Source organism: Candidatus Laterigemmans baculatus, from assembly GCF_010367455.1.
GTDB lineage: Bacteria > Planctomycetota > Planctomycetia > Pirellulales > Pirellulaceae > Laterigemmans > Laterigemmans baculatus.
Genome location: NZ_WRPR01000042.1, coordinates 1 through 18574, shown reverse-complemented (window position 1 = coordinate 18574; position 18574 = coordinate 1). Strand labels below are relative to the sequence as shown.

The 18574-nt window shown below is 64.7% G+C and carries 16 protein-coding genes; 13 read left to right on the top strand and 3 right to left on the bottom strand.

Annotated elements, in window-relative coordinates:
* Nucleotides 1-222 precede the first annotated feature (222 nt).
* Together GNK13_RS08785 and GNK13_RS08780 are read left to right on the top strand one after the other, a co-directional pair.
* On the top strand, nt 223-654 hold the full coding sequence (locus GNK13_RS08785) for a DUF3311 domain-containing protein (RefSeq protein WP_235934978.1): 432 nt from the start codon (nt 223-225) through the stop codon (nt 652-654).
* Nucleotides 651-2264 (top strand): sodium:solute symporter family protein, encoded by a 1614-nt coding sequence (locus GNK13_RS08780; protein WP_164102143.1) that lies wholly within the window; start codon nt 651-653, stop codon nt 2262-2264. The genes GNK13_RS08785 and GNK13_RS08780 overlap by 4 nt, the downstream gene beginning before the upstream one ends.
* 94 nt (nt 2265-2358) lie before the next feature.
* Here GNK13_RS08780 and GNK13_RS08775 read toward each other — a convergent pair whose 3' ends face one another.
* A complete protein-coding gene (locus tag GNK13_RS08775; protein WP_164102142.1) occupies nt 2359-2604 on the bottom strand; it encodes a DUF4339 domain-containing protein in 246 nt (81 codons plus the stop codon).
* 278 nt (nt 2605-2882) lie between these two features.
* Between GNK13_RS08775 and GNK13_RS08770 the strand changes: the two genes are divergently transcribed.
* Nucleotides 2883-4883 carry an ABC transporter ATP-binding protein gene (locus GNK13_RS08770; RefSeq protein ID WP_164102141.1) on the top strand — a complete coding sequence of 667 codons (2001 nt, stop codon included), beginning with the start codon at nt 2883-2885 and terminating at the stop codon, nt 4881-4883.
* Nucleotides 4884-5126: 243 nt separating this feature from the next.
* Here GNK13_RS08770 and GNK13_RS08765 read toward each other — a convergent pair whose 3' ends face one another.
* Nucleotides 5127-6383: a radical SAM protein gene (locus GNK13_RS08765; protein ID WP_164102328.1), complete on the bottom strand. Its 1257-nt coding sequence runs from the start codon at nt 6381-6383 to the stop codon at nt 5127-5129.
* A 390-nt stretch (nt 6384-6773) separates the two neighbouring features.
* Between GNK13_RS08765 and GNK13_RS08760 the strand changes: the two genes are divergently transcribed.
* Both GNK13_RS08760 and hemA read left to right on the top strand, forming a co-directional pair.
* A complete protein-coding gene (locus GNK13_RS08760) occupies nt 6774-7712 on the top strand; it encodes a cytochrome C assembly protein (RefSeq protein WP_164102140.1) in 939 nt (312 codons plus the stop codon).
* Nucleotides 7709-9007, top strand: coding sequence for a glutamyl-tRNA reductase (gene hemA, locus GNK13_RS08755; RefSeq protein ID WP_164102139.1), 1299 nt, complete (start codon nt 7709-7711; stop codon nt 9005-9007). Before GNK13_RS08760 ends, hemA begins: the two co-directional genes overlap by 4 nt.
* 4 nt (nt 9008-9011) lie before the next feature.
* Here hemA and scpB read toward each other — a convergent pair whose 3' ends face one another.
* On the bottom strand, nt 9012-10325 hold the full coding sequence (scpB, locus tag GNK13_RS21460; RefSeq protein WP_235934976.1) for an SMC-Scp complex subunit ScpB: 1314 nt from the start codon (nt 10323-10325) through the stop codon (nt 9012-9014).
* Between the two features lie 130 nt (nt 10326-10455).
* Between scpB and GNK13_RS08745 the strand changes: the two genes are divergently transcribed.
* From GNK13_RS08745 to GNK13_RS08710, 8 genes are all read left to right on the top strand, one after another.
* Entirely contained in the window at nt 10456-11163 is a 708-nt protein-coding gene (locus GNK13_RS08745; protein ID WP_164102138.1) for a hypothetical protein, read from the top strand.
* Between the two features lie 27 nt (nt 11164-11190).
* Nucleotides 11191-12372, top strand: a complete 1182-nt coding sequence (locus GNK13_RS08740; protein ID WP_164102137.1) for a cysteine desulfurase family protein — start codon at nt 11191-11193, stop codon at nt 12370-12372.
* A 102-nt stretch (nt 12373-12474) separates the two neighbouring features.
* Complete coding sequence (locus GNK13_RS08735) at nt 12475-13617, top strand: helix-turn-helix domain-containing protein (RefSeq protein WP_164102136.1); 1143 nt, start codon at nt 12475-12477, stop codon at nt 13615-13617.
* A gap of 728 nt (nt 13618-14345) precedes the next feature.
* Entirely contained in the window at nt 14346-15458 is a 1113-nt protein-coding gene (gene dnaN, locus GNK13_RS08730) for a DNA polymerase III subunit beta (RefSeq protein WP_164102135.1), read from the top strand.
* Between the two features lie 13 nt (nt 15459-15471).
* Nucleotides 15472-15765, top strand: a complete 294-nt coding sequence (locus GNK13_RS08725) for a DUF721 domain-containing protein (protein WP_164102134.1) — start codon at nt 15472-15474, stop codon at nt 15763-15765.
* Nucleotides 15766-15785: 20 nt separating this feature from the next.
* Complete coding sequence (gene smpB / locus GNK13_RS08720) at nt 15786-16289, top strand: SsrA-binding protein SmpB (protein ID WP_164102133.1); 504 nt, start codon at nt 15786-15788, stop codon at nt 16287-16289.
* Nucleotides 16289-16960 carry an ABC transporter ATP-binding protein gene (locus GNK13_RS08715; RefSeq protein ID WP_164102132.1) on the top strand — a complete coding sequence of 224 codons (672 nt, stop codon included), beginning with the start codon at nt 16289-16291 and terminating at the stop codon, nt 16958-16960. Before smpB ends, GNK13_RS08715 begins: the two co-directional genes overlap by 1 nt.
* Nucleotides 16961-16970: 10 nt before the next feature.
* A complete protein-coding gene (locus GNK13_RS08710) occupies nt 16971-18398 on the top strand; it encodes an ABC transporter permease (protein WP_164102131.1) in 1428 nt (475 codons plus the stop codon).
* The last annotated feature ends 176 nt before the right edge of the window (nt 18399-18574 follow it).

The window sequence follows — 18574 nt, the reverse complement described above, 5'->3', positions numbered from 1 at the left end:
GTTGTCACGGCGTTTTTTAGAAACCGGGGGTTAGCCTCCGGTTCTTTGCATTTCCCCAGGAACCGGACGCTAGCGCGTTGCGGCTGATAACAAAAATCCGCGAAAGTAGATGGCATTCAGAAGACATCACCAGAGAACAGCAGGTTCACGACTCGTCGCCCCCGCAGCAGTTGCCATTGTGGGTTTTCTCCCCGCTCCGCGTTACACTTGCCGCTGTTGCTCGTGCCGACCCGAACCGCGGATGTCCAAGTCAAAGCGATGGCAGAGATGCACGCCTCCCCGCCCGATCCGTACCAGAGCCCCGCAGCCGAGCGTCAGCGAACGCCGCAAAAGACTGGCTCCAAGGGGACTGCGTCGCGACGAGGTGGGCCGCTGCTGATCGGGGTGCTGGTCGTCGTCCTGTTGGTGCTTCACCAGGACTACTGGTTTTGGCGGAACGACACGCTCGTCTTCGGCTGGATCCCGCTGGGGCTGTTCTACCACGTCTGCCTTTCGATCCTGGCTTCGCTCGTCTGGATCCTGGCGACGAAGATCGCTTGGCCGGCCGAGACGATTCGCGCCGCCCAATTGGCCACTCCCACTCCAGCGTCGAGTCCCACTCCGGCGGCGAACCCCCTTCACTCGACAGGACCTCGGGAGGAGAGCGAGCGGTGAATCATCCCGGCCTTCCCCAGCTGATCATCATCCTGGTTTACCTCTCGGCGCTGCTCGTCCTGGGGCTGTTTTCCAGCCGGCTGTTTCGGGGAACGCTGGCCGATTACCAGGTGGCGAGTCACTCGATCGGACCGTTCATGCTGCTGATGAGCATGTTCGGGACGACGATGACGGCGTTTGCGCTGGTCGGGAGCAGCGCCGAAGCGTTTCGCGAAGGGATCGGCGTCTACGGGATGCTGGCCAGCAGCAGTGGAATCGTCCATTCGCTGTGCTTCTTCTTGATCGGCGTCAAAGTTTGGTCGGTCGCTCGAACCCATGGCTACACGACGCAGATCCAGTTTTTCCGCCAGCGGCTCGACAGCGATCTGATCGGGCTGTTGCTGTTCCCGATCCTGGTCGGGCTGGTGATCCCCTACTTGCTGATCGGCGTGATCGGCGGCGGCGGGGTCATTCAAGCGCTGACCGCCGGACTGGCGCCCGAGATGTTTCCGGTGCTCACCGACGACGGCACCCCGGACCTCGCCCTGCACGGCGGAGTTCCCGCTTGGCTCGGCTCGCTGGTGATTTGCGGTGTGGTTCTGGTCTACGTGTTCTTCGGCGGCATGCGGGGAACGACCTGGGCGAACACTTTTCAGACGCTGATCTTCATGATCCTCGGCGTGGTCACGTTCGTCGTGATTGCCAGCCGCCTCGGAGGCCAGGACGGGCTGTATGCGAATCTGGTCGCCCTCGGAGAATCGCTTCCGTACGAGAAGGCGACGCGGGTCGAGATGAGCCGGTCGCTGTTCTTCTGCTATCTGCTGATCCCGCTCTCGGTGGGCATGTTTCCCCACGTCTTCCAGCACTGGATGACAGCCCGCAGCGCGGCGACCTTCAAGCTGCCGGTCGTCTTCCACCCGCTGTTCATCATGATCGTCTGGTTTCCCTGCGTGCTCATCGGCGCCTGGGCCACCGGGTCGCTGATGCCCTCGGAGCCGCCGCTGCCGATGACCGCTGGCGGGACGGTCGACTCCAACAAGATTCTGCCGTTCCTGGTCAATACGCAGACCGGCGTGATCCTCAGCGGCTTCCTCGCGGCCGGGCTGCTGGCAGCGATCATGAGCAGCCTCGATAGCCAGTTCTTGTGCATCGGGACGATCTTCAGCAACGACATCGTGACCCATTACGTGGGCAAAGAGCGGATCAGCGACAGCCGCCAAGTGCTGCTCACGCGGATCTTCATCATTGCGATCGTCGCCGTCACCTACCTGCTCAGCCTCGGGAACGTGCGGAGCGTCTTCGCCCTCGGGGTGTGGTGCTTCAGCGGTTTTACGGCCCTGTTCCCGATCATCGTCGCGGCGCTCTACTGGCGAGGACTCTCAGCCGCCGGAGCGATCAGCGGCATCTGTGCGGCGATCATCAGCTGGTCGGTGCTGTTCTATCACGGGCTGCAGGTGCCGATCGAGCAAGGCGGACTCGGAGGATTTCACCTCCACTGGAAGCTGGGGAGCGAGTCGATCGAGCTGATGCCGGTCGTCGTGATGCTGCTCAGCTCGAGCCTCACCACCGTCGCCGTCTCGCTGGTAACCCCCAAACCGAAACCCGAGACGCTGGCCAAATTCTTCCCATAGTCGCCTTTCGCTCCGCGAAAGTTGCGTGAAAGAACGCTACTTTCGCGGAGCGAAAGGCGACTCTGGCGGAGCGAAAGGGGGCGGAGCGGGCCGCTTACTTCCCTGCCGGAAGCTCCTCGGGGTGGGCTCGCTTCCAGCGTTCGATGGCCGGCTTCACCTTGGCCATCCGCACCCAATGCCCACGCGTCTTGTGGGCGCTCTGCACGAGCGTGTCGGGGAGGATCTCCCCCCGATCGATCCGCTCCAAGAAGTCGTGCTCGTCGATCGGGCCGATCTTCTTGCCTTTGTGAAACCAGTTGTAGAACCAGCCGTGGCGAAGGAAAAACCAATCTGCGCTCATCTCTCGGACCTCCCCTCGGGGTGAATCACCTAGATTCGCGAAATCGCCGAAACCCTCCATTACTCCGGTTTGTCGCAACAAAACGATCGATTGCGGGTGAAGCGTATTTTTCGGCTCCTAGTTAAAAATACCGTCGCGCTCTCCCCAAAAGCCAGAGAAATTGGCTCTGCCGCCCTCTTTTTTTCGTCGGCATCTCGTTGCGGATTGCTTCCACGACAGCGGTTTGCTAGGGTCGGCTCAAACTCAGCGATCGCTTCGAGGGTCAGGGAAGACCAGACATGAGAGAATTTGGACGCGTGCTGCGGATGGTCGCACGTCGGCGGTGGACGCTCGGCGGCTGTCTCCTCTCTTCGCTGCTCGTGGCGCTGCTGTGGGGCTTCAACATCTCCACGCTGTATCCGATGGTCGAGGTAATTTTCGGCGGGCGGGGGGCTGCGGTCTACGTCAGCGAGCAGGCGGAGCAGAGCGAGCAGCTGGCGTGCGTCCGATCGGCCGAGGCGGGAGACTATCGCCGCCAGCTTGCCGCGACCACCGACCCGGCGGCCCGCCGCGCGCTGATCCTGCAGATCGAATCGGCCGAGACGCTCAGCGAGGGTTATCGCCGCAGCGGCGAGTGGTTGCGGTGGATCGAGCCGGCGGCCGAGCGGTATTTGCCTGCGGGGCCCTACGAGACCCTGTTGCTCGTGATCGGCGTGTTCGTGCTGGCGACGCTCGTCAAGCTGCTCGCCTTGATCGCCAATTTGATGCTGGTCCAGGAGCTATCTCAGCGGGTCGCGATGCAGATTCGCGAGCTCTTCTTTCGCCGCGCCCTCCGCCAGGACCTGGAGCATTTTGGCGAGACCGGCTCGTCGCAGCTGACCAGCCGGTTGACCGGAGACATCAACGATCTGGCGATGGGCGTCAGCGTGATGCTCGGGCGGATGGTCCGCGAACCGCTGAAGATGATCGTCTGCCTGATCGGAGCCGGCGTGGTTTGTTGGCGGTTGCTGTTGGTCACGTTCATCATCTCCCCGATCGTGGGGCTGGCGATCGGTTCGCTCAGCCGCAGCATCCGTCGCTCGAGCCGCCGCGTGATGGAAGAGATGACCCAGCTGTATGGGATGCTCAGCGAATCTTTTGCCGGGATTCGCATCGTGCGGGCCTATCACACCGAAGCCTTCCAGCGCTCGCGGTTTCGGATCGGAGCGAGGAAGTATTACCGCAAATCGATGAAGGTCGCCTTCTACAACGCGGCCACCCGCTTCACCAGCGAGCTGCTCGGCACGACCGTGCTCTGCATCGGATTGCTCGCCGGCGGCTACCTGGTGTTGAATCAGGAAACGCATCTGCTCGGAGTGCGGCTGACGACGATGCCGTTGAGCGTCGGTGAGATGATTCTGTTCTTTGGGTTTTTGATCGGGGCCTCCGATCCGGCTCGCAAACTGACCGACGTGTGGAGCAACCTGCAGCGAGGCATCGCGGCTTCGGAACGCTTGATCGAAGTCATCGACGCACCGGTCCGCGTGACCGAACCGGAGCATCCGCAGACAGTCGCTTTGCCCCATCACCGGATCACGCTGCGGGACGTCGCCTTCCGTTATCCGAGCGGTCCCGAAGTGCTCCGCGACTTCAACCTCGAGATTCCGCACGGCGAGTCGCTGGCGGTGGTCGGCCCGAACGGTTCGGGGAAGAGCACGCTGGTCGGGCTGATGTGCCGCTTCGACGATCCCTCGCGCGGCGAGATCTGTCTCGACGACGTGCCGCTGCGAGAGATGCGGACCCGCGACCTGCGGCGGCGGATCGGTCTGGTCACCCAGCGGACGGTGATCTTCGAAGACACGATCCTGAACAACATTCGCTACGGTTCACCGCGAGCGAGCGACGCCGAGGTCAAGCGCGCGGCCGAGCGGGCGCACGCCGACGAATTCATCCGCACCAAAACCGCCCACGGCTACGACTCGATCCTCGGGCACGACGGGGCGCAGTTGTCCGGCGGCCAAATGCAGCGGATCGCCCTGGCTCGGGCCTTCCTCCGCGATCCCGAGATCCTGATCCTCGACGAGGCGACCAGCCAAATCGACCTGGAAAGCGAGCAGCTGATCCACGAAGCGCTGGCCGAGTTCCTCGTCGGCCGCACCGGGATCATGATCACGCACCGCCCGACCACGCTCGCCCTCGCCGATCGCGTCGCCGTGATCGAAGCGGGCCAAGTCAGCGACTGTGGCTCGCACGCGGAACTGCTCGCACGCAATCCCTTCTACCGCAGCCTCTGCGGATCGCCGCTGCGGAAATCGGCCTGAGCCGACGGCGCTAGCCGCGGGTTCTGCAGCGGAAAAACCGGGAGAGGCGAGGCCCGAGGCGAGGCTCTGTCAGAAAACCGAATCGACACCCTCCCCCTGGGTGGGTCGCTAGGAACGAGCGGGGAGGGCAAGCCGGGACGTCAACGTCGAAGCACCGGGATTTAGCTGGCCCTCCCCGGGCCTGAGAGCCCGACCCTCCCGCAAGCGGGTGGGTGATAGGAAAGGGCGGTTTTCTGACAGCGTCTACTGGAGGATGGGGAGCTTGCCCTCGGGTTTCGACTGCGGGTCGGGATCCCGGTAGCGGGACGCGTCGAAGTGCCGGCCGTAGGTTCCAAAGTCGTTGAAGGCGTACTTCTTGGCCCAGCGATAGACCAGGCTCCGCTCGGGAATTTCGTCTCCCGGTTGGTACTGGCTGCGGCGCGGCGTCACCGCCCGCAGCTCGTCGATCACCGCTTTCCGCGCGGTCGTATCGCGGGCCCCGTGCTTTTCGGCCAACTCGAGCAGCAAGTCCGGACGCTCCATGATCACGCAGCCCCGCGTGTGCTGGGCGGTCAGCTCGCGGAACTCTTTCAAAAACACCGACTGGTTGAAGGTCTCGGCGAGCGGCCGCGAGTCGTGGATCGAGTCGGTCGCCAGCTGGATCACCGGACACGGCTCGATGTCCCCCCAGGGACCGACGTGGTGCGTGAAGCCGGTCGCCGCCGGGCAGAGCGCATTGCCGGCATCGTCGTGGTAGGCGTCGATCACGATGATCGGTTTGGTGGCCCGCGTGTCGACGACGAACTGCCGCACCCGCCGTTGCTGCGCGCTGCTCAGCGCAAGGGCGGGATTCGGCTCGGGGCCGACCGGCCGGTAGATGTGGAACCAGCAGTACATCACGCCCATCTCGATCAACCGCTCGACCCAAGCGTCGTTGACCAGATCATCGATGTTCGTCTGGCAAACGCTCGTGCAGACCCCCACCATCAGCTTGTGCCGCAGGGCCGCCTCGAGCCCTTGCATCGTGGCGTTGTAGACGCCGTCGCGGCCCCGCCGCTGGTCGCTGATGATCTCCGTCCCCTCGACCGAAATCAGCGGCGTCACGTTGCCGAGCCGCCGCAGCTCCGCGGCCACGTCGTCGGTGATGAAGTGCCCGTTGGTAAAGACCTGGAAATAGACGTCGCGATTGGCGGCAAAGATCTTCAGCAGATCGCGGTGCATGAACGGCTCGCCGCCGAGGATCCCGAAAAAGCTGTTCCCCATCGCCTTGGCCTCGGCGATCGTGCGATTCGCCGCCTCGACCTCGATCCGGTGCTGCTTCGACGCCACGTCGACCCAGCACCCTTGGCAACGCAGATTGCAGCTGTTGATCACCGAGAGATACAAAAACGGCGGAAAGAACTCGCCCCGCTTGAGCCGTCGCTTGTGCTGGTGGACGCTCCGCAGCCCTTTGACGCCCAGCGTCCAAGCCGCTTTCCAGAGCAAGCGTTTGTCGGTCTCGGTCAGCAGCCGTTTGGCCATCCGCAAATACATGGCGGGCTCAAAAAAAGGTCGGTGGTCAGAACTTGTCCCCGGCAGCGCTCGGTTTCGGGGGTCGTCGCTTTCTCTTTCGCTTTCTCTTTCTCCTACTCCTACTCGTACTCGTACTCGTACTCGAAAAACCGGCTGCGGGTTATCGCCGCGGGTCGGGCGTCAGTGCGGGAGTCGAGTACGAGTACCGCTGCGCTGAGTACGAGTACGAGTACCGCTGCGCTGAGTACGAGTGGGAGTACGAGGGTGGGTCCATTATGACCAGGAATCGGCGGCAAACGCGACCGCCGCTTCGTGTTCCCTGCTCCGGCGAGTACGATTGAGGGGGCCCTGTGCTCCCGCCGCCGCGAACAATCGGACTCTCCCCCGTTCCCCGAAGCGATGCAGCAATTCCTTTCTGGTATTTCCGTCACCTGTTTCGTCGGCAGCTATTTGGTCGCCCTCGCGCTGGAGCTCACCCGCCCGCTGTTCCGCGTTCCGGTCCGCGGCGTGGTGACCGTCGGCTTCATTGTCGCCGGGCTGCTGTCCCATCTGGTCTACCTGGTGATGTTGGCCGATCCGTCGGCCACCGCGGCGGAGATTGGGCTGCTGGCCGGTTGGTACAGTTGGTCGCTGCTGCTCGCCTGGGCGGTGGCCGCTTGCTATCTGGTCCTCTTCCTGCGGCGGCCGGATACGACGATCGGCTACTTCCTGCTTCCGCCGGTCCTTGGCCTGATCGTGCTGGCGATGCTCGTCCAGGACTGGGAACCGTTCACGCGGCAGCGGGCGGCCGGGTTTTGGCGTTCGATGCACGGATTTTCGATGCTGCTCGGAGCGGCTGCGGTGCTGCTCGGATTCGTCGCCGGGGTGATGTTCTTGGTCCAGTCGGTGCGGCTCAAACAGAAGCGGCCGGGATCGCGGGGGCTGCGGCTGCCAACGCTCGAATGGCTTCAGAAGCTCAACCGGGGCTGTCTGGTCTTCAGCACCGGAGCGGTTGGCCTGGGGACGCTGGCCGGGGTGATCATGAGTTTGAACGAATCGGGGAGCGTGGCCTGGACCAGCCGCGGGATCGTGCTCTCGTTCGTCTTGCTCATCTGGCTGCTCGCGGCCGTGGGGATCGAGTTCTTCTACAAGCCGGCTCGCCAAGGGCGGAAAGTCGCCTACCTGACCCTGGCCAGCTTCGGCTTTCTGGTGCTGGCGATGGGAGGCGTGTTGGAGAGCAACCACGGCACCAAGGCTGGAGCACAACTGTCCACTGGCGGTAAAAATCTTCCCGAAGCGACGCCGGGCACGGTCGGAAGCGCGGAGCGGACCGCCGCGCGCGGGGAGGCGGCCCGGTGAAATTGCAAATGATTGGCTGCAGCCATAAGGATGCGGCGGTCGAATTTCGTGAGCAACTCTCCTTCACCGAATCGCAAGCGGTCGAGGCGTTGGAGGAGTTTCGGCAGCGGTTTCCCTCGGCCGAAATCGTCCTCCTGAGCACCTGTAACCGCGTTGAGCTGTACACCGCGGCGGTCGAGGAAGATGCCTGTCCCGAATACGCCGAAGTGGTCGGCTTTCTCGCCGCCCAGCGGAAGCTGCCGCCCGACCAGCTGCTCGAGCGGTTGAACCATCGCAGCGGCGCCGAAGCGGTCGAGCATCTCTTCACCGTCGCCGCGGCGCTCGACAGCATGGTGGTCGGCGAAGCCCAGATCCTTTCGCAAGTCAAGCAAGCCTACGAGCGGGCCACCGCGACCGGCTCGACCGGGGCCCTGACGCACGCGATCTTCCAAACGGCCAGCCGGGTTGCCAAGCGAGTCCAGGCCGAGACGGCGATCCACCGCCGCCGGGTCAGTGTCCCGAGCGTGGCGGTCGGCGAAGTCGCCCCAGAATTTTTCGAGACGCTCGCCGACAAGCGAATTCTGCTGGTCGGTGCCGGCGAGATGGGGGCCGAGACGCTGCGATACCTCCGCGACGGTGGAGCCCGCGACATCACCGTCATCAACCGCTCGGCCGAGCGGGCCACCCGCCTGGCCGCGGACCTCGCCGCCCAGACCGCACCCTGGGAATCGCTCGACGAGCACTTGGCCGCCGCCGATCTCGTCGTCAGTACCACCGGATCGACCGAGCCGATCGTGACGCTCGAGCGGTTCCGAGCGATCCAAGCCGCGCGGTACGAGCGGCTGCTGCTGGTGCTCGATCTGGCGGTCCCCCGCGATTTCGATCCCGCGATCGGCGACCTCTCGAATGTCTACCTCTTCTCGGTCGACGACCTGCAAGCCTCCTGCGATCGCAACCGGCGGGAGCGCGAGCGGGAGTGGCCCAAGGCGCGGGCGATCATCGCTGAAGAGACCGAGCAGTTCTTAGCTTCGCTGCAGCAGCGGGCGGCCGGGCCGGTGATCCGGCAACTCCGCGAACGGGCCGAAGCGGTCAAGCGGGAAGAGCTCGACCGGCTGCTCAAACGCCTCGAACGGCTCGAGATGGTCGCTCCTCAGGTGAGCAGCGACGCGGGACGAGCCGAGATCACGCAGGCGTTCGACCGCGTGGTCAACAAACTGCTGCACCCACCGCTCGCCTCGCTGCGGGACGACGCGGCCGACGGTCACCGACAGGGGCTGCTCGACGCCCTCCGTCGGCTCTTTCAGCTCGGCGACTAGTTCCTCAGTCCCACTCCTCTTCGTCTTCGTCCTCGTCTTCTCCCTCTCCCTCTTCCTCGTCCCACTCGTCTTCGTCGGCGTCCTCGTCCTCATCCTCGTCGACCCATTCGTCGTCGACTTCTTCCCAGTCGGAGTCGGCGTCGACGTCTTCTTCGTCGGCGTCTTCATCCTCCTCCTCGTCGTCATCCTCGTCCCACTCATCATCTTCGTCGTCGAAGTCGTCGAGGTCGCGATCGTCCTCGTCTTCCTCGTCGTCGAGATCGTCGATGTCGTCTTCCGGATCGTCATCGATCGCGGCGACCGCGAGTTGCGAAGGCGCGAGTTGCGAAGGGTGGAGCGAGGGCTCGCCCATCCCGCCGAGCTGCGGGTCGTCGCTTACGGGGTACTCGAGGCCCACTTCGGCCACAGCGGTGCTCACGTCAGATTCCTCCTCGGGGACGCCTAAAACAGGTTGTTGCTCAAGATTCGGATCGGATGACGCGGGGGTGTCACTCCAATCCGACAGTTCGGAAATTTCCACCGCGGGCAGCGCTTCGGCGGCCCCAAGACCGAAGAGTTGTAAAAAACGCTTTGTCGTCGAGTAAAGGTAGGGTCGCCCCAATTCCTCGCTGCGACCGCTGATGCGCACCAAGTCGCGCTCCATCAGCTGCCGCAGGATCTCCCCGCAGGCCACGCCACGGATCGCCTCGATGTCCGCTCGCAGCACCGGTTGGCGGTAAGCGACGATCGCCAGCGTCTCCATCGCCGGCGGCGTCAACTGGACCGACTTGGGAATGTGTCCGAGCCGCCGCAACCAAGGTGCCAATTGCGGCCGGGTGAGCAGTTGAAATCCCCCGGCGACTTCCTCCGCCCGAAAGGCTCGCCCCCACTCGGCATAGCTTTGATTTAATTGTCGGACAAGCGTACGCGCCTCGGTCGCGTCCGCCAAGCCAGCCAACTGCGAGAGCTTGCGCGCCGTCAGCGGTGTGCGGCTGAGCAACAACACCGCCTCGACCCGCTGACGGCGGACCAGCGAATCCTCCTCATCCGCCCCACCCGGCCCAGCCCCATCCGGTCCAGCCCCATCCGGTCCAGCCCCATCCGGCTCGGGCCCATCCGGCTGCGACTCGCCCACTCCCGGCCCACCGACGGACCATCCCGCGGCCTCGCCCAGCGGCACCAGCCCCGGAGAGAGGACTGCGTACGCCGCCGCCTCCCGCACGCCGCTGCTTCCCCAGCCGCCGCCCCCCCAGCCGCTGCCGGCTGCACGACCTCCGGCTGCACGACCTCCGGCTGCGCGACCGCCTGTCGCGGACTTCCGCCAGCCAAATCTCTCCATGCTCCCAGTCGCCGTCTGCTCGGGGCTCGAAAAAACCAAAAACTCTGACCAGCCGTTGCTACACGAACCGCCCGCCCGCGTAAACTACTTCCTCTCCGGTTCATTCTTCGCTGCTTGCTTCCCGATCGCTATGGCTCGCATCCGCTCCCGACGTCGCCGAGCGATCCTCGTCGGTCTTCTCTCGGCCCTGCTTCTGGGAGGGCTCGTCTCGCTGGTCACGTTGCTCGTTGGCAAAGTCCAGGGGACCGAGTTCGCTCCGACCCACTTCACCGCTCGGACCTTCTCGTTCTGGGAACTGCCGATCCTGCATCTGCAGGTCTCGCCGATCCGCCGCAACGCGGAGACGATTTCCGTGACGAATTATCTCCGCAGCCAGAACTTGGTGAGCGTCCCCAAGCAGGCACCTGGAGCTGGGCAGTGGCATCTGGTCGAGCTGCGCCGCGGCATCAACAGCCCGGCTCCCGCCGACGCCGAAATCCTGATCAGCTATTTGAAGCTGGAGGATCCGGACGGACCGATCTGGGAGCAGTGGAGCAGCGACAACCCCGCGGCGGCTCGCGTCTTGTGGCCCGTCGTCCAGCGGCTTTCGGAGCGGGAATTGTACATCCTGCTCCCCGAACTGTTCGAGCTGGCCAGCCACCACACGAATCCCACGCAGCTCGCGAGCGAAATCGACCGCTACCTCCGCGATGCCTACGCCGAATTGGCGATCGACCTCCGTGCGGCCGACCATCGCGAGCTGGCCGCGGCCGTATTGGCCGATGCGGCCCAAGACTTCCCCGACGATCCGCGGATCGACGAGCTGCGGAAGAGCGTCGCCGAAACCTCACGGCCGTGAACTTTTTCCCTGGCGCTGAGCTCGAGCATGATTTATCTCGACAACAATGCCACCACGGCGATCGACCCGGAGGTGGTAGAGGCGATCTGCGAGATCTGGGCCCTCGGACCCCAAAACCCTTCGAGCCAGCACGCGGCCGGACGCCGCGCCCGGACTTGGCTCGACGAAGCGACCGCGGGAATCGCTCGCCGGCTGGGAGCCGACATCGTCCGCACCGGCGGGGCACGCTTGCTGCTGACCAGCGGTGGGACCGAGTCGAACCACTGGGCGCTGACCTCGCTGGCGCCACCCGAGACGCCTCTCTGGATCAGCGCGATCGAACACCCAAGCGTGCTGGCGACCGCCGAAGTCGCCACTCAGCAGGGCCGCTCGGTGCGGGTCATCCCGGTCGACTCCAGCGGCCGCGTGCGGCTCGACGCGCTGGCCGATTCGCTGCGCCAAACGCTCGCTCCGCCGAGTGCAGCGCCCGCACCCGCACCCGCGGTGCGGGGTCTCGTCAGCGTGATGACGGCCAACAACGAGACGGGAGTTCTGCAGCCGATTGCGGAGATCGCCGAGCTGTGCCGCGAGTATCGGGTTCGCTGTCACACCGACGCGACGCAGGCCGTCGGGCGGATCCCCTTCGACTTCACGGCCCTCGGGCTCGATGCGGTGAGCTTTGCCGCTCACAAGTTCCATGGCCCGGCGGGGGTCGGCGGCTTGCTGCTCGCTCCCGGGATCGAACTCGCTCCGCTGATGCATGGCGGCGAGCAGCAGTTGGGAGCTCGCCCGGGGACCGAACCGGTGGCCCTGGTCGTCGGCATGGAGCGGGCCCTGCGGTTGGCCGTTGAATCGTTGACTGCGACGGCAAGCCGGATCGCGGCGCTCCGCGAGCTCCTCGAGTCGCGGCTCCGGGAAGCGATTCCCGAATGCGTCATCCACGGGGCCGACGCTCCCCGGCTGCCGGGGACCACCTGCGTCTCGTTCCCGGGGGTCGATCGCCAGACGCTGCTGATGCGGCTCGACATGGCCGGGGTGGCGTGCAGTAGCGGATCGGCCTGCAGCAGCGGGAGCAGCGAGCCGAGCCACGTGCTGCGAGCGATGGGGGTCGAGACCGAGTTGGTCGAGGCCGCCCTGCGGTTTGGGCTGTCGAGGTTTTCCACAACCGAAGAAGTGATTTCCGCATCCGACCGCATCATCAGTTGCTACAGCAAGTTACGATTCCGCTGAGCTGTGGAAAAAGTTGCCCAAAGCAGTACCACTTGGGCCGATAACGAACTAGATTAATGAACGTACGAATCGGTTCGTTTTCCACCTTTCGGATTGCCTGGCGTGAACAGGTCGGTTGTACGCATCGAGTTGAAAGCCCCGGCCACGGGTCAGCGGCGTCGGCAGCCGGTCGCCGATCGCCCCTTGCTGCCCTACTTTTTCGCGGGCCCGGAGAACCGGTTGGCCGCGTTCGTCTGTGGCGGCCGTGAATCGATCGTCGGCCGCGGCAATCCGCTGCTGTTGATCGGACCATCGGGGAGCGGCAAATCGGCACTCGCCGCGACGCTCGCGGCGGCCGAGGCTGAGCATCTCTCAGCGGGCGGCGAGGACGACTCAGCGGGCACCGAACCGAGCCGAGGGGGCAGCCAGCCCAAGCGAAGCGGCAACGTCCTTTGGATGCCGGCGATCGATTTCGCCCGCCGGTACGCCGAAGCGGTCGACGGCGACGACATCGAGCATTTTCGGCAGCCGCTCCGCCAAGCCGAGATCTTGCTGCTCGACGACGTGCATCTGATCGCTGACAAGGGAGCGGCCCAGGAAGAGCTGGCCTCGCGATTGGCCGAGCGGCTCGACGCTGGCCGAGTCACGATCCTGACCTGCCGCCGGCTCCCCACGGAGATCCGCGGCTTTCGCCCGTTGCTCGCCAGCCGGATGCTTCCGGGGCTGGCGATCTCGGTCGCTCTGCCGGGAGCCGAAACCCGCCCCCTGCTGCTCCGGGCTCTGGCCGATGAAGCGGGACTGGTGCTCGACGATGCTCTGCTGGAGCTGCTCGCCGCGGGACTCCCGGCCGGTTTGTCCGCCCCGCGGCTGGCCGCCTCGATCCAGCACCTTCGCCTGTGGTGTCGCAACGCCGAGGGGCCACTGACGAGCGAAGCGATCCAAGGAGCGATCGACGCCGCCGCGAACCAGAATGAACCGACGATCCCCGCGATCGCCGGGGCGGTCGCTCGGCGGTTCAAACTCCGCACCTCCGACCTCAAAGGTCCCACGCGGCGGCAGCAAGTCGTCCGCGCACGGGCGCTGGCGATGTTCCTCGGTCGCAAACTGACCGACCGCTCTTTGCAGCAGATCGGCGACTACTTTGGCGGCCGCGACCACACGACCGTGCTGCATGCCTGCCGCAAAACCGAATCGCTGCTGGGCGAAAACCCCGAACTCTCTCGGGCGGCCGACGAAGTCACCGAAACCTTACGGGTGAGTGCGTAGGAACTTGCGGCACGTCGCTCTCCAGCCCGAAGGGCGGAAACAGATCAGCCCAGGGCAGAGCAACGCGGCGAAGCCGCAGAGCGCCGCCCTGGGTTCCGAACGCACCCCGAATGTACAGCCCTGAAGGGGCGTCACAGGGTCTGCCGGTCGCGGAGGTTTGTTACGCCCCGATGGGGCTCGGGATGGGTTTTGTGGAAATCCGTAACCCAGGGCGTCGCTCTGCGGCTCCGCCGCGGCGCTGTGCCCTGGGCTAATTTGTTCGGGCCCCTGCGGGGCGGAAGAGGTCGATGCGGCGGGTGCTTCGAAAATAATTTTCTCGGTGCATAACTCGTCACTTCCCTGTCAGCTTTGCGTCGCCCGTTTTGTTCGCATTTCGGGGGCTCGGCCGAGGACGTTGGAAACCCACCTCACGCTCGACAGTTTCCGTCACTCGATCGACACCCGCTCGACCGCTTATCCACCGCCGAGCGATTTTCTCAAAGCCTGCGGCCGCCTCGGCTTAGCGGCCACCAGCGGGCGGTTTTCGACGCTTCGGCCGCCCGCATTCTTTCGACGACGATTTTTAAAAGAGTAAGAAGAAGAGCCAGAGGCGGAGCGAGCCCTCGACTCCTCTCGGCTGCTGGGGCGGTGAAGCCTCGAGTGCCACTGGAACAGAACACCGCGGTAGGGGTAAAAAATGGCCCTGGCTGTCTCCCGCTTCCCCGCCGCCCTCTGAAGAGTCTGCTTCGATGAAAATCACCTGCGACCGCGACGTTCTGGCTGCCGCCTTTCAATTGGCTGCCGGTGTCGCACCGTCGCGATCGCCGAAGGAGATCCTGCAAAACGTCAAACTGACCGTCACCGGCGACACCGCTACGCTCACGGCCACCGACATGGAAGTCGGCATTCGGCTGGCGATCCAAGAGGGATTGAAGGTCGAGCAAGAGGGAGCGGCGTTGCTGCCGGTTTCGCGGACCGGGGCAATTCTGCGGGAGAGCAGCGACGAAGCGTTGGTCCTGGAGACCGACGAGGCGGGGATCAAAATCTCCGGCAGCCGCAGCCGTTTTCGGCTCCCCAGCTCCAACCCGGACGAATTCCCCCGCGTCGTCGGCTTCGAGGAAGAGGCCTACCACACGATCCCCGCCAAACTGTTCCGCGAGCTGGTTCGCCGCACCGTGTTCGCGACCGATGCCGAGAGCAGCCGGTATGCCCTCGGCGGTGTGCTGCTCGAGCTGGAGGAGGAGCGGGTGACGGCGGTCGGGACCGACGGGCGGCGGTTGGCTCGGATGGAAGGCAAAGGGACGGCGGTCGGCGGGCATCACACGACCGGAACCAACACGATCGTACCGACGCGGGCGATCCAGTTGATGGAGCGGGCGGCCGGGGATGAGACGGTGGATATTGCCGCCCGCAGCAACGATCTGCTGCTCCGCACACCCCGCTGCACGATCTACTCGCGGCTGGTCGAGGGGCGGTACCCGAACTGGCGGCAGGTGCTTCCCACCCGGGAAAATGCGGCGCGGATCGATATGACCGTCGGCCCGCTGTTCACCGCTCTCCGGCAAGCGGCGATCGTCACCGACCAGGAGAGCCGCGGCATCGACCTGACGTTCGCCGACGGCACGCTGCGGCTCGACGCGAGCACCGCGGAAGTGGGCCAGTCGCACGTCGAGCTGCCGATCGCCTACGACGGTGACTCGGTGACCCTGACGCTCGACCACCGGTTCATCGCCGATTTCTGCAAGGTGCTCGAAGCCGAGAGCAGCTTTGTGCTGGAGATCGATTCGGGTCAGTCCCCTGCCTTGTTGACGACCGACGACGGCTATGCTTACGTGATCATGCCGATGGCCCGCGATCGGTGAACTGGCGATTCCCATGAATGCTCCCCGCCGCATCGGCTCGATTCTCAACCAGCTGATGGCCCGTCGCGGCTATGCTCAGGTGGAATCGGCCGAAGGTCTGCAGCGTTCGGTGGCTGCGGCGGTCGGACCGCTGCTCGCCAGCGGGGTGCGTGCCGGCAACGTCCGCCGCGGCGTGCTGCAGCTGTTCGCCAGCGATTCCCCGTCGCTCCAGGAACTCACGTTCAAGAAGCGTCAGATCCTCAAGCAGCTGCAGCAGGACCATCCCGAAGCCGGGATCACCGACGTCCGCATGAAGATCGGCTGTTAGCGTCGGAAAACGAGAACTACATGGCCAAAAACAGCAAGAAATCGAGCGGCAAGAAGAAGAAGTCGTCGGAGCCAGCCTTCCAGATTATTTCGGAGAATCGCAAAGCGAAGTTTCGCTATGAGATTCTCGACTCGGTCGAGTGCGGGATGATGCTGCAAGGGAGCGAGGTGAAATCGCTCCGCGACGGCAAGCTCTCGCTCGATGAAGCCTACATTCGCGTGAAGAGCGACGAGCTGTGGCTGGTCGGTGCCGACATCGCCCACTACCACAACGCCGGGTTCTGGAACCACGATCCCCGCCGCCCGCGAAAGCTGCTGGTGCACCAGGCGGAGTTTCGCAAGTTCGCCGGCCGGGCCCACGAGCGGGGGCTGACGCTGGTGCCGCTGCGGGTCTACTTCAATAGCCGCGGGCTGGCCAAGTGCGTGATGGGGCTGGTCAAAGGCAAGAAGCTGCACGACAAACGAGAAACGATCAAGAAACGCGACACCGAAAGAGGCCTGCAGCGGGCCATGCGAGGCCGATAATGCTGAACCTGAAAAATGTCCTCAAGACCTTTCCGCAGCCGGGCGGCGGACGGCTGACGGTGCTCGACATCCCCGAGTTGCAGGTCGCCGCCGGCGAGCAAGTCGTCCTGGTCGGCCGTTCGGGCGGGGGCAAGACGACGCTTCTGCACACGATCGCCGGGATCACCCTGCCCGATGCCGGGTCGGTCGTCGTCGACGGGATCGACATCGCCGCACTGAGCGAATCGGGGCGAGATCGCTTTCGGGCTGCCCGCATCGGGTATGTGTTTCAGACGTTCAATCTGCTTGCCGGCTTCACCGCCCTGGAGAACGTGCGGCTGGGCATGACGTTTGGTCATGGGCGGCACGATTCGCAGCGGGCCCGGATGCTGCTCGAGCGGGTGGGGCTCGGCGATCGGCTCGATTACCGGCCGAGCCAACTGTCGGTCGGCCAGCAGCAGCGGGTGGCGATCGCCCGGGCCATGGCCGGACGGCCCAAGTTGCTCCTGGCCGACGAACCGACCGCCAACGTCGATCCGGCGAGCCAGCAGGCGGTGATCGATCTGATCCGCGGGACCTGCACCGAGGAGGGCATCACGCTGCTGATGGTCACCCACTCCAGCGAGGTCTCCGAGCAATTCGAACGGGTCGAATCGCTCGAGTCGCTCAACCGCATCTTCCAAACCACCTGATCGTTTTCCGATGAGCCTGATTCAAATCGCTTGGCGAAACATGCGGCAGCGAGGATTGTCCTCCGCCCTGACGCTCCTGTCGCTCGCCCTCGGGATCGCCCTGACCGTGCTGGTGCTCGGCATCTACGGGATCATCGAGGATGCGTTCCGCCGCAATTCCTCGGTCGGCTACAACTTGATCGTCGGTGCCAAGGGGAGCCCGCTGCAGCTGACCCTGAACACCGTCTACTACCTGAGCCAGCCGATCGAGACGATCCCCTACGACGAGTACCTCGAGTATTTGCCGCAGAGCGAGCGGCAGCGGCAAGCGGAACTGTTCAACGGAATCGGCGACGTCGATACCGATCGCGACGGCCGCTACGCCCCGTACATGATGGGCGGGTTCGCGATCCCCGTCGGCTTGGGAGACTATTTTGGTCCCTTCCGCGTTGTGGCGACGACTCCCGATTTTTTTGAGCTGTTGCGACACGGACCGAATCTGGACCAGGAATTCCGCTTCGCCGAAGGACGCAACTTCCGCCTCGATGATCCCGAGCATGGGCCCTTCGAAGCGGTCATCGGGTCGCGGGTCGCTGCCGACATGGGAGTCGGAGTCGGCGACACGATCGATCCTTCGCACGGCGACCCGGACGGGCACGGGCACGATGTCCATTTCGCGATCGTCGGCATTCTTGAGCCGACCGGGACGCCGAACGATCGGGCGGCATTCGTGAACCTCGAAGGGTTTTACCTGATGGAAGGCCACGCCCGGGTGATCGATCCGGAGGCCGCCCCGGGGGATGGCGAGTCTGAGGAAGAGGAGTCTGCGGAGGAAGTCGCATCAGGCGAGCCGCAAGAACCATCGCCGGGACCGGAAGCCGCCGGCACGCTGAGCTACGAACCGCTGCCGATCGACCGCCGCGATTTGACCGCCGTGTTGCTGCGGGCGGACGGAATCTTTGCGGCCAAGATGCAGAAGACGATCAACAAGAGTCTGCGGACGCAGGCCGCCGCGCCGGTCGGCGAGATCACGGGATTGCTGACCGTGATCGTCGGACCGCTCCTCTCGGCGTTGCTGCTGATCACCGTCCTGACCTGCGTGGTCGCCGCGGTCGGGATCTTGGTCAGCATCTACAACTCGATGAACGACCGCAAACGGGATATCGCGGTGATGCGAGCTCTGGGCGCTCGCCGCGATACGGTGCTGGCGATTATCTTGCTCGAGAGTCTCTTGATCGCCGTCGGTGGGGCGTTGATCGGCTGGGTGCTGGCGCACGTGGCGATGTACGCGGCGGGCGGATTCATTGAGGAGCGGACGGGGGTCCAAGTCGGGTTGCTGACCGTTTCGCGAGCCGAACTGATGGTCGTCCCGCTGGTGTTGGTGCTGGCGGCGCTAGCCGGCCTGCTGCCTGCTCTGGTCGGCTATCGCACCGACGTCTCAAAGAATCTCAACCCGTAAGCACCCGCCGCCGGGGGCTAGCCTCCGGCTAGCGCCGTCGGCTCAGGGTTTTCAGTCTTTTGAGCCGTAGGCGCTAGCCTCGGGCCTGGCAGCCCCAGAATTTTCGCTGCAACACCCGCGGCTAGCGCCGTCGGCTCAGGGTTTTCAGTCTTTTGAGCCGTAGGCGCTAGCCTCGG

Coding starts and splice junctions, on each gene's coding strand:
- GNK13_RS08775 (WP_164102142.1), bottom strand. CDS start 2,604: ATGAGCGCAGATTGGTTTTTCCTTCGCCACGGCTGGTTCTACAACTGG.
- GNK13_RS08770 (WP_164102141.1), top strand. CDS start 2,883: ATGAGAGAATTTGGACGCGTGCTGCGGATGGTCGCACGTCGGCGGTGG.
- GNK13_RS08765 (WP_164102328.1), bottom strand. CDS start 6,383: ATGGCCAAACGGCTGCTGACCGAGACCGACAAACGCTTGCTCTGGAAA.
- GNK13_RS08760 (WP_164102140.1), top strand. CDS start 6,774: ATGCAGCAATTCCTTTCTGGTATTTCCGTCACCTGTTTCGTCGGCAGC.
- scpB (WP_235934976.1), bottom strand. CDS start 10,325: ATGGAGAGATTTGGCTGGCGGAAGTCCGCGACAGGCGGTCGCGCAGCC.
- GNK13_RS08745 (WP_164102138.1), top strand. CDS start 10,456: ATGGCTCGCATCCGCTCCCGACGTCGCCGAGCGATCCTCGTCGGTCTT.
- GNK13_RS08740 (WP_164102137.1), top strand. CDS start 11,191: ATGATTTATCTCGACAACAATGCCACCACGGCGATCGACCCGGAGGTG.
- dnaN (WP_164102135.1), top strand. CDS start 14,346: ATGAAAATCACCTGCGACCGCGACGTTCTGGCTGCCGCCTTTCAATTG.
- GNK13_RS08725 (WP_164102134.1), top strand. CDS start 15,472: ATGAATGCTCCCCGCCGCATCGGCTCGATTCTCAACCAGCTGATGGCC.
- smpB (WP_164102133.1), top strand. CDS start 15,786: ATGGCCAAAAACAGCAAGAAATCGAGCGGCAAGAAGAAGAAGTCGTCG.
- GNK13_RS08715 (WP_164102132.1), top strand. CDS start 16,289: ATGCTGAACCTGAAAAATGTCCTCAAGACCTTTCCGCAGCCGGGCGGC.
- GNK13_RS08710 (WP_164102131.1), top strand. CDS start 16,971: ATGAGCCTGATTCAAATCGCTTGGCGAAACATGCGGCAGCGAGGATTG.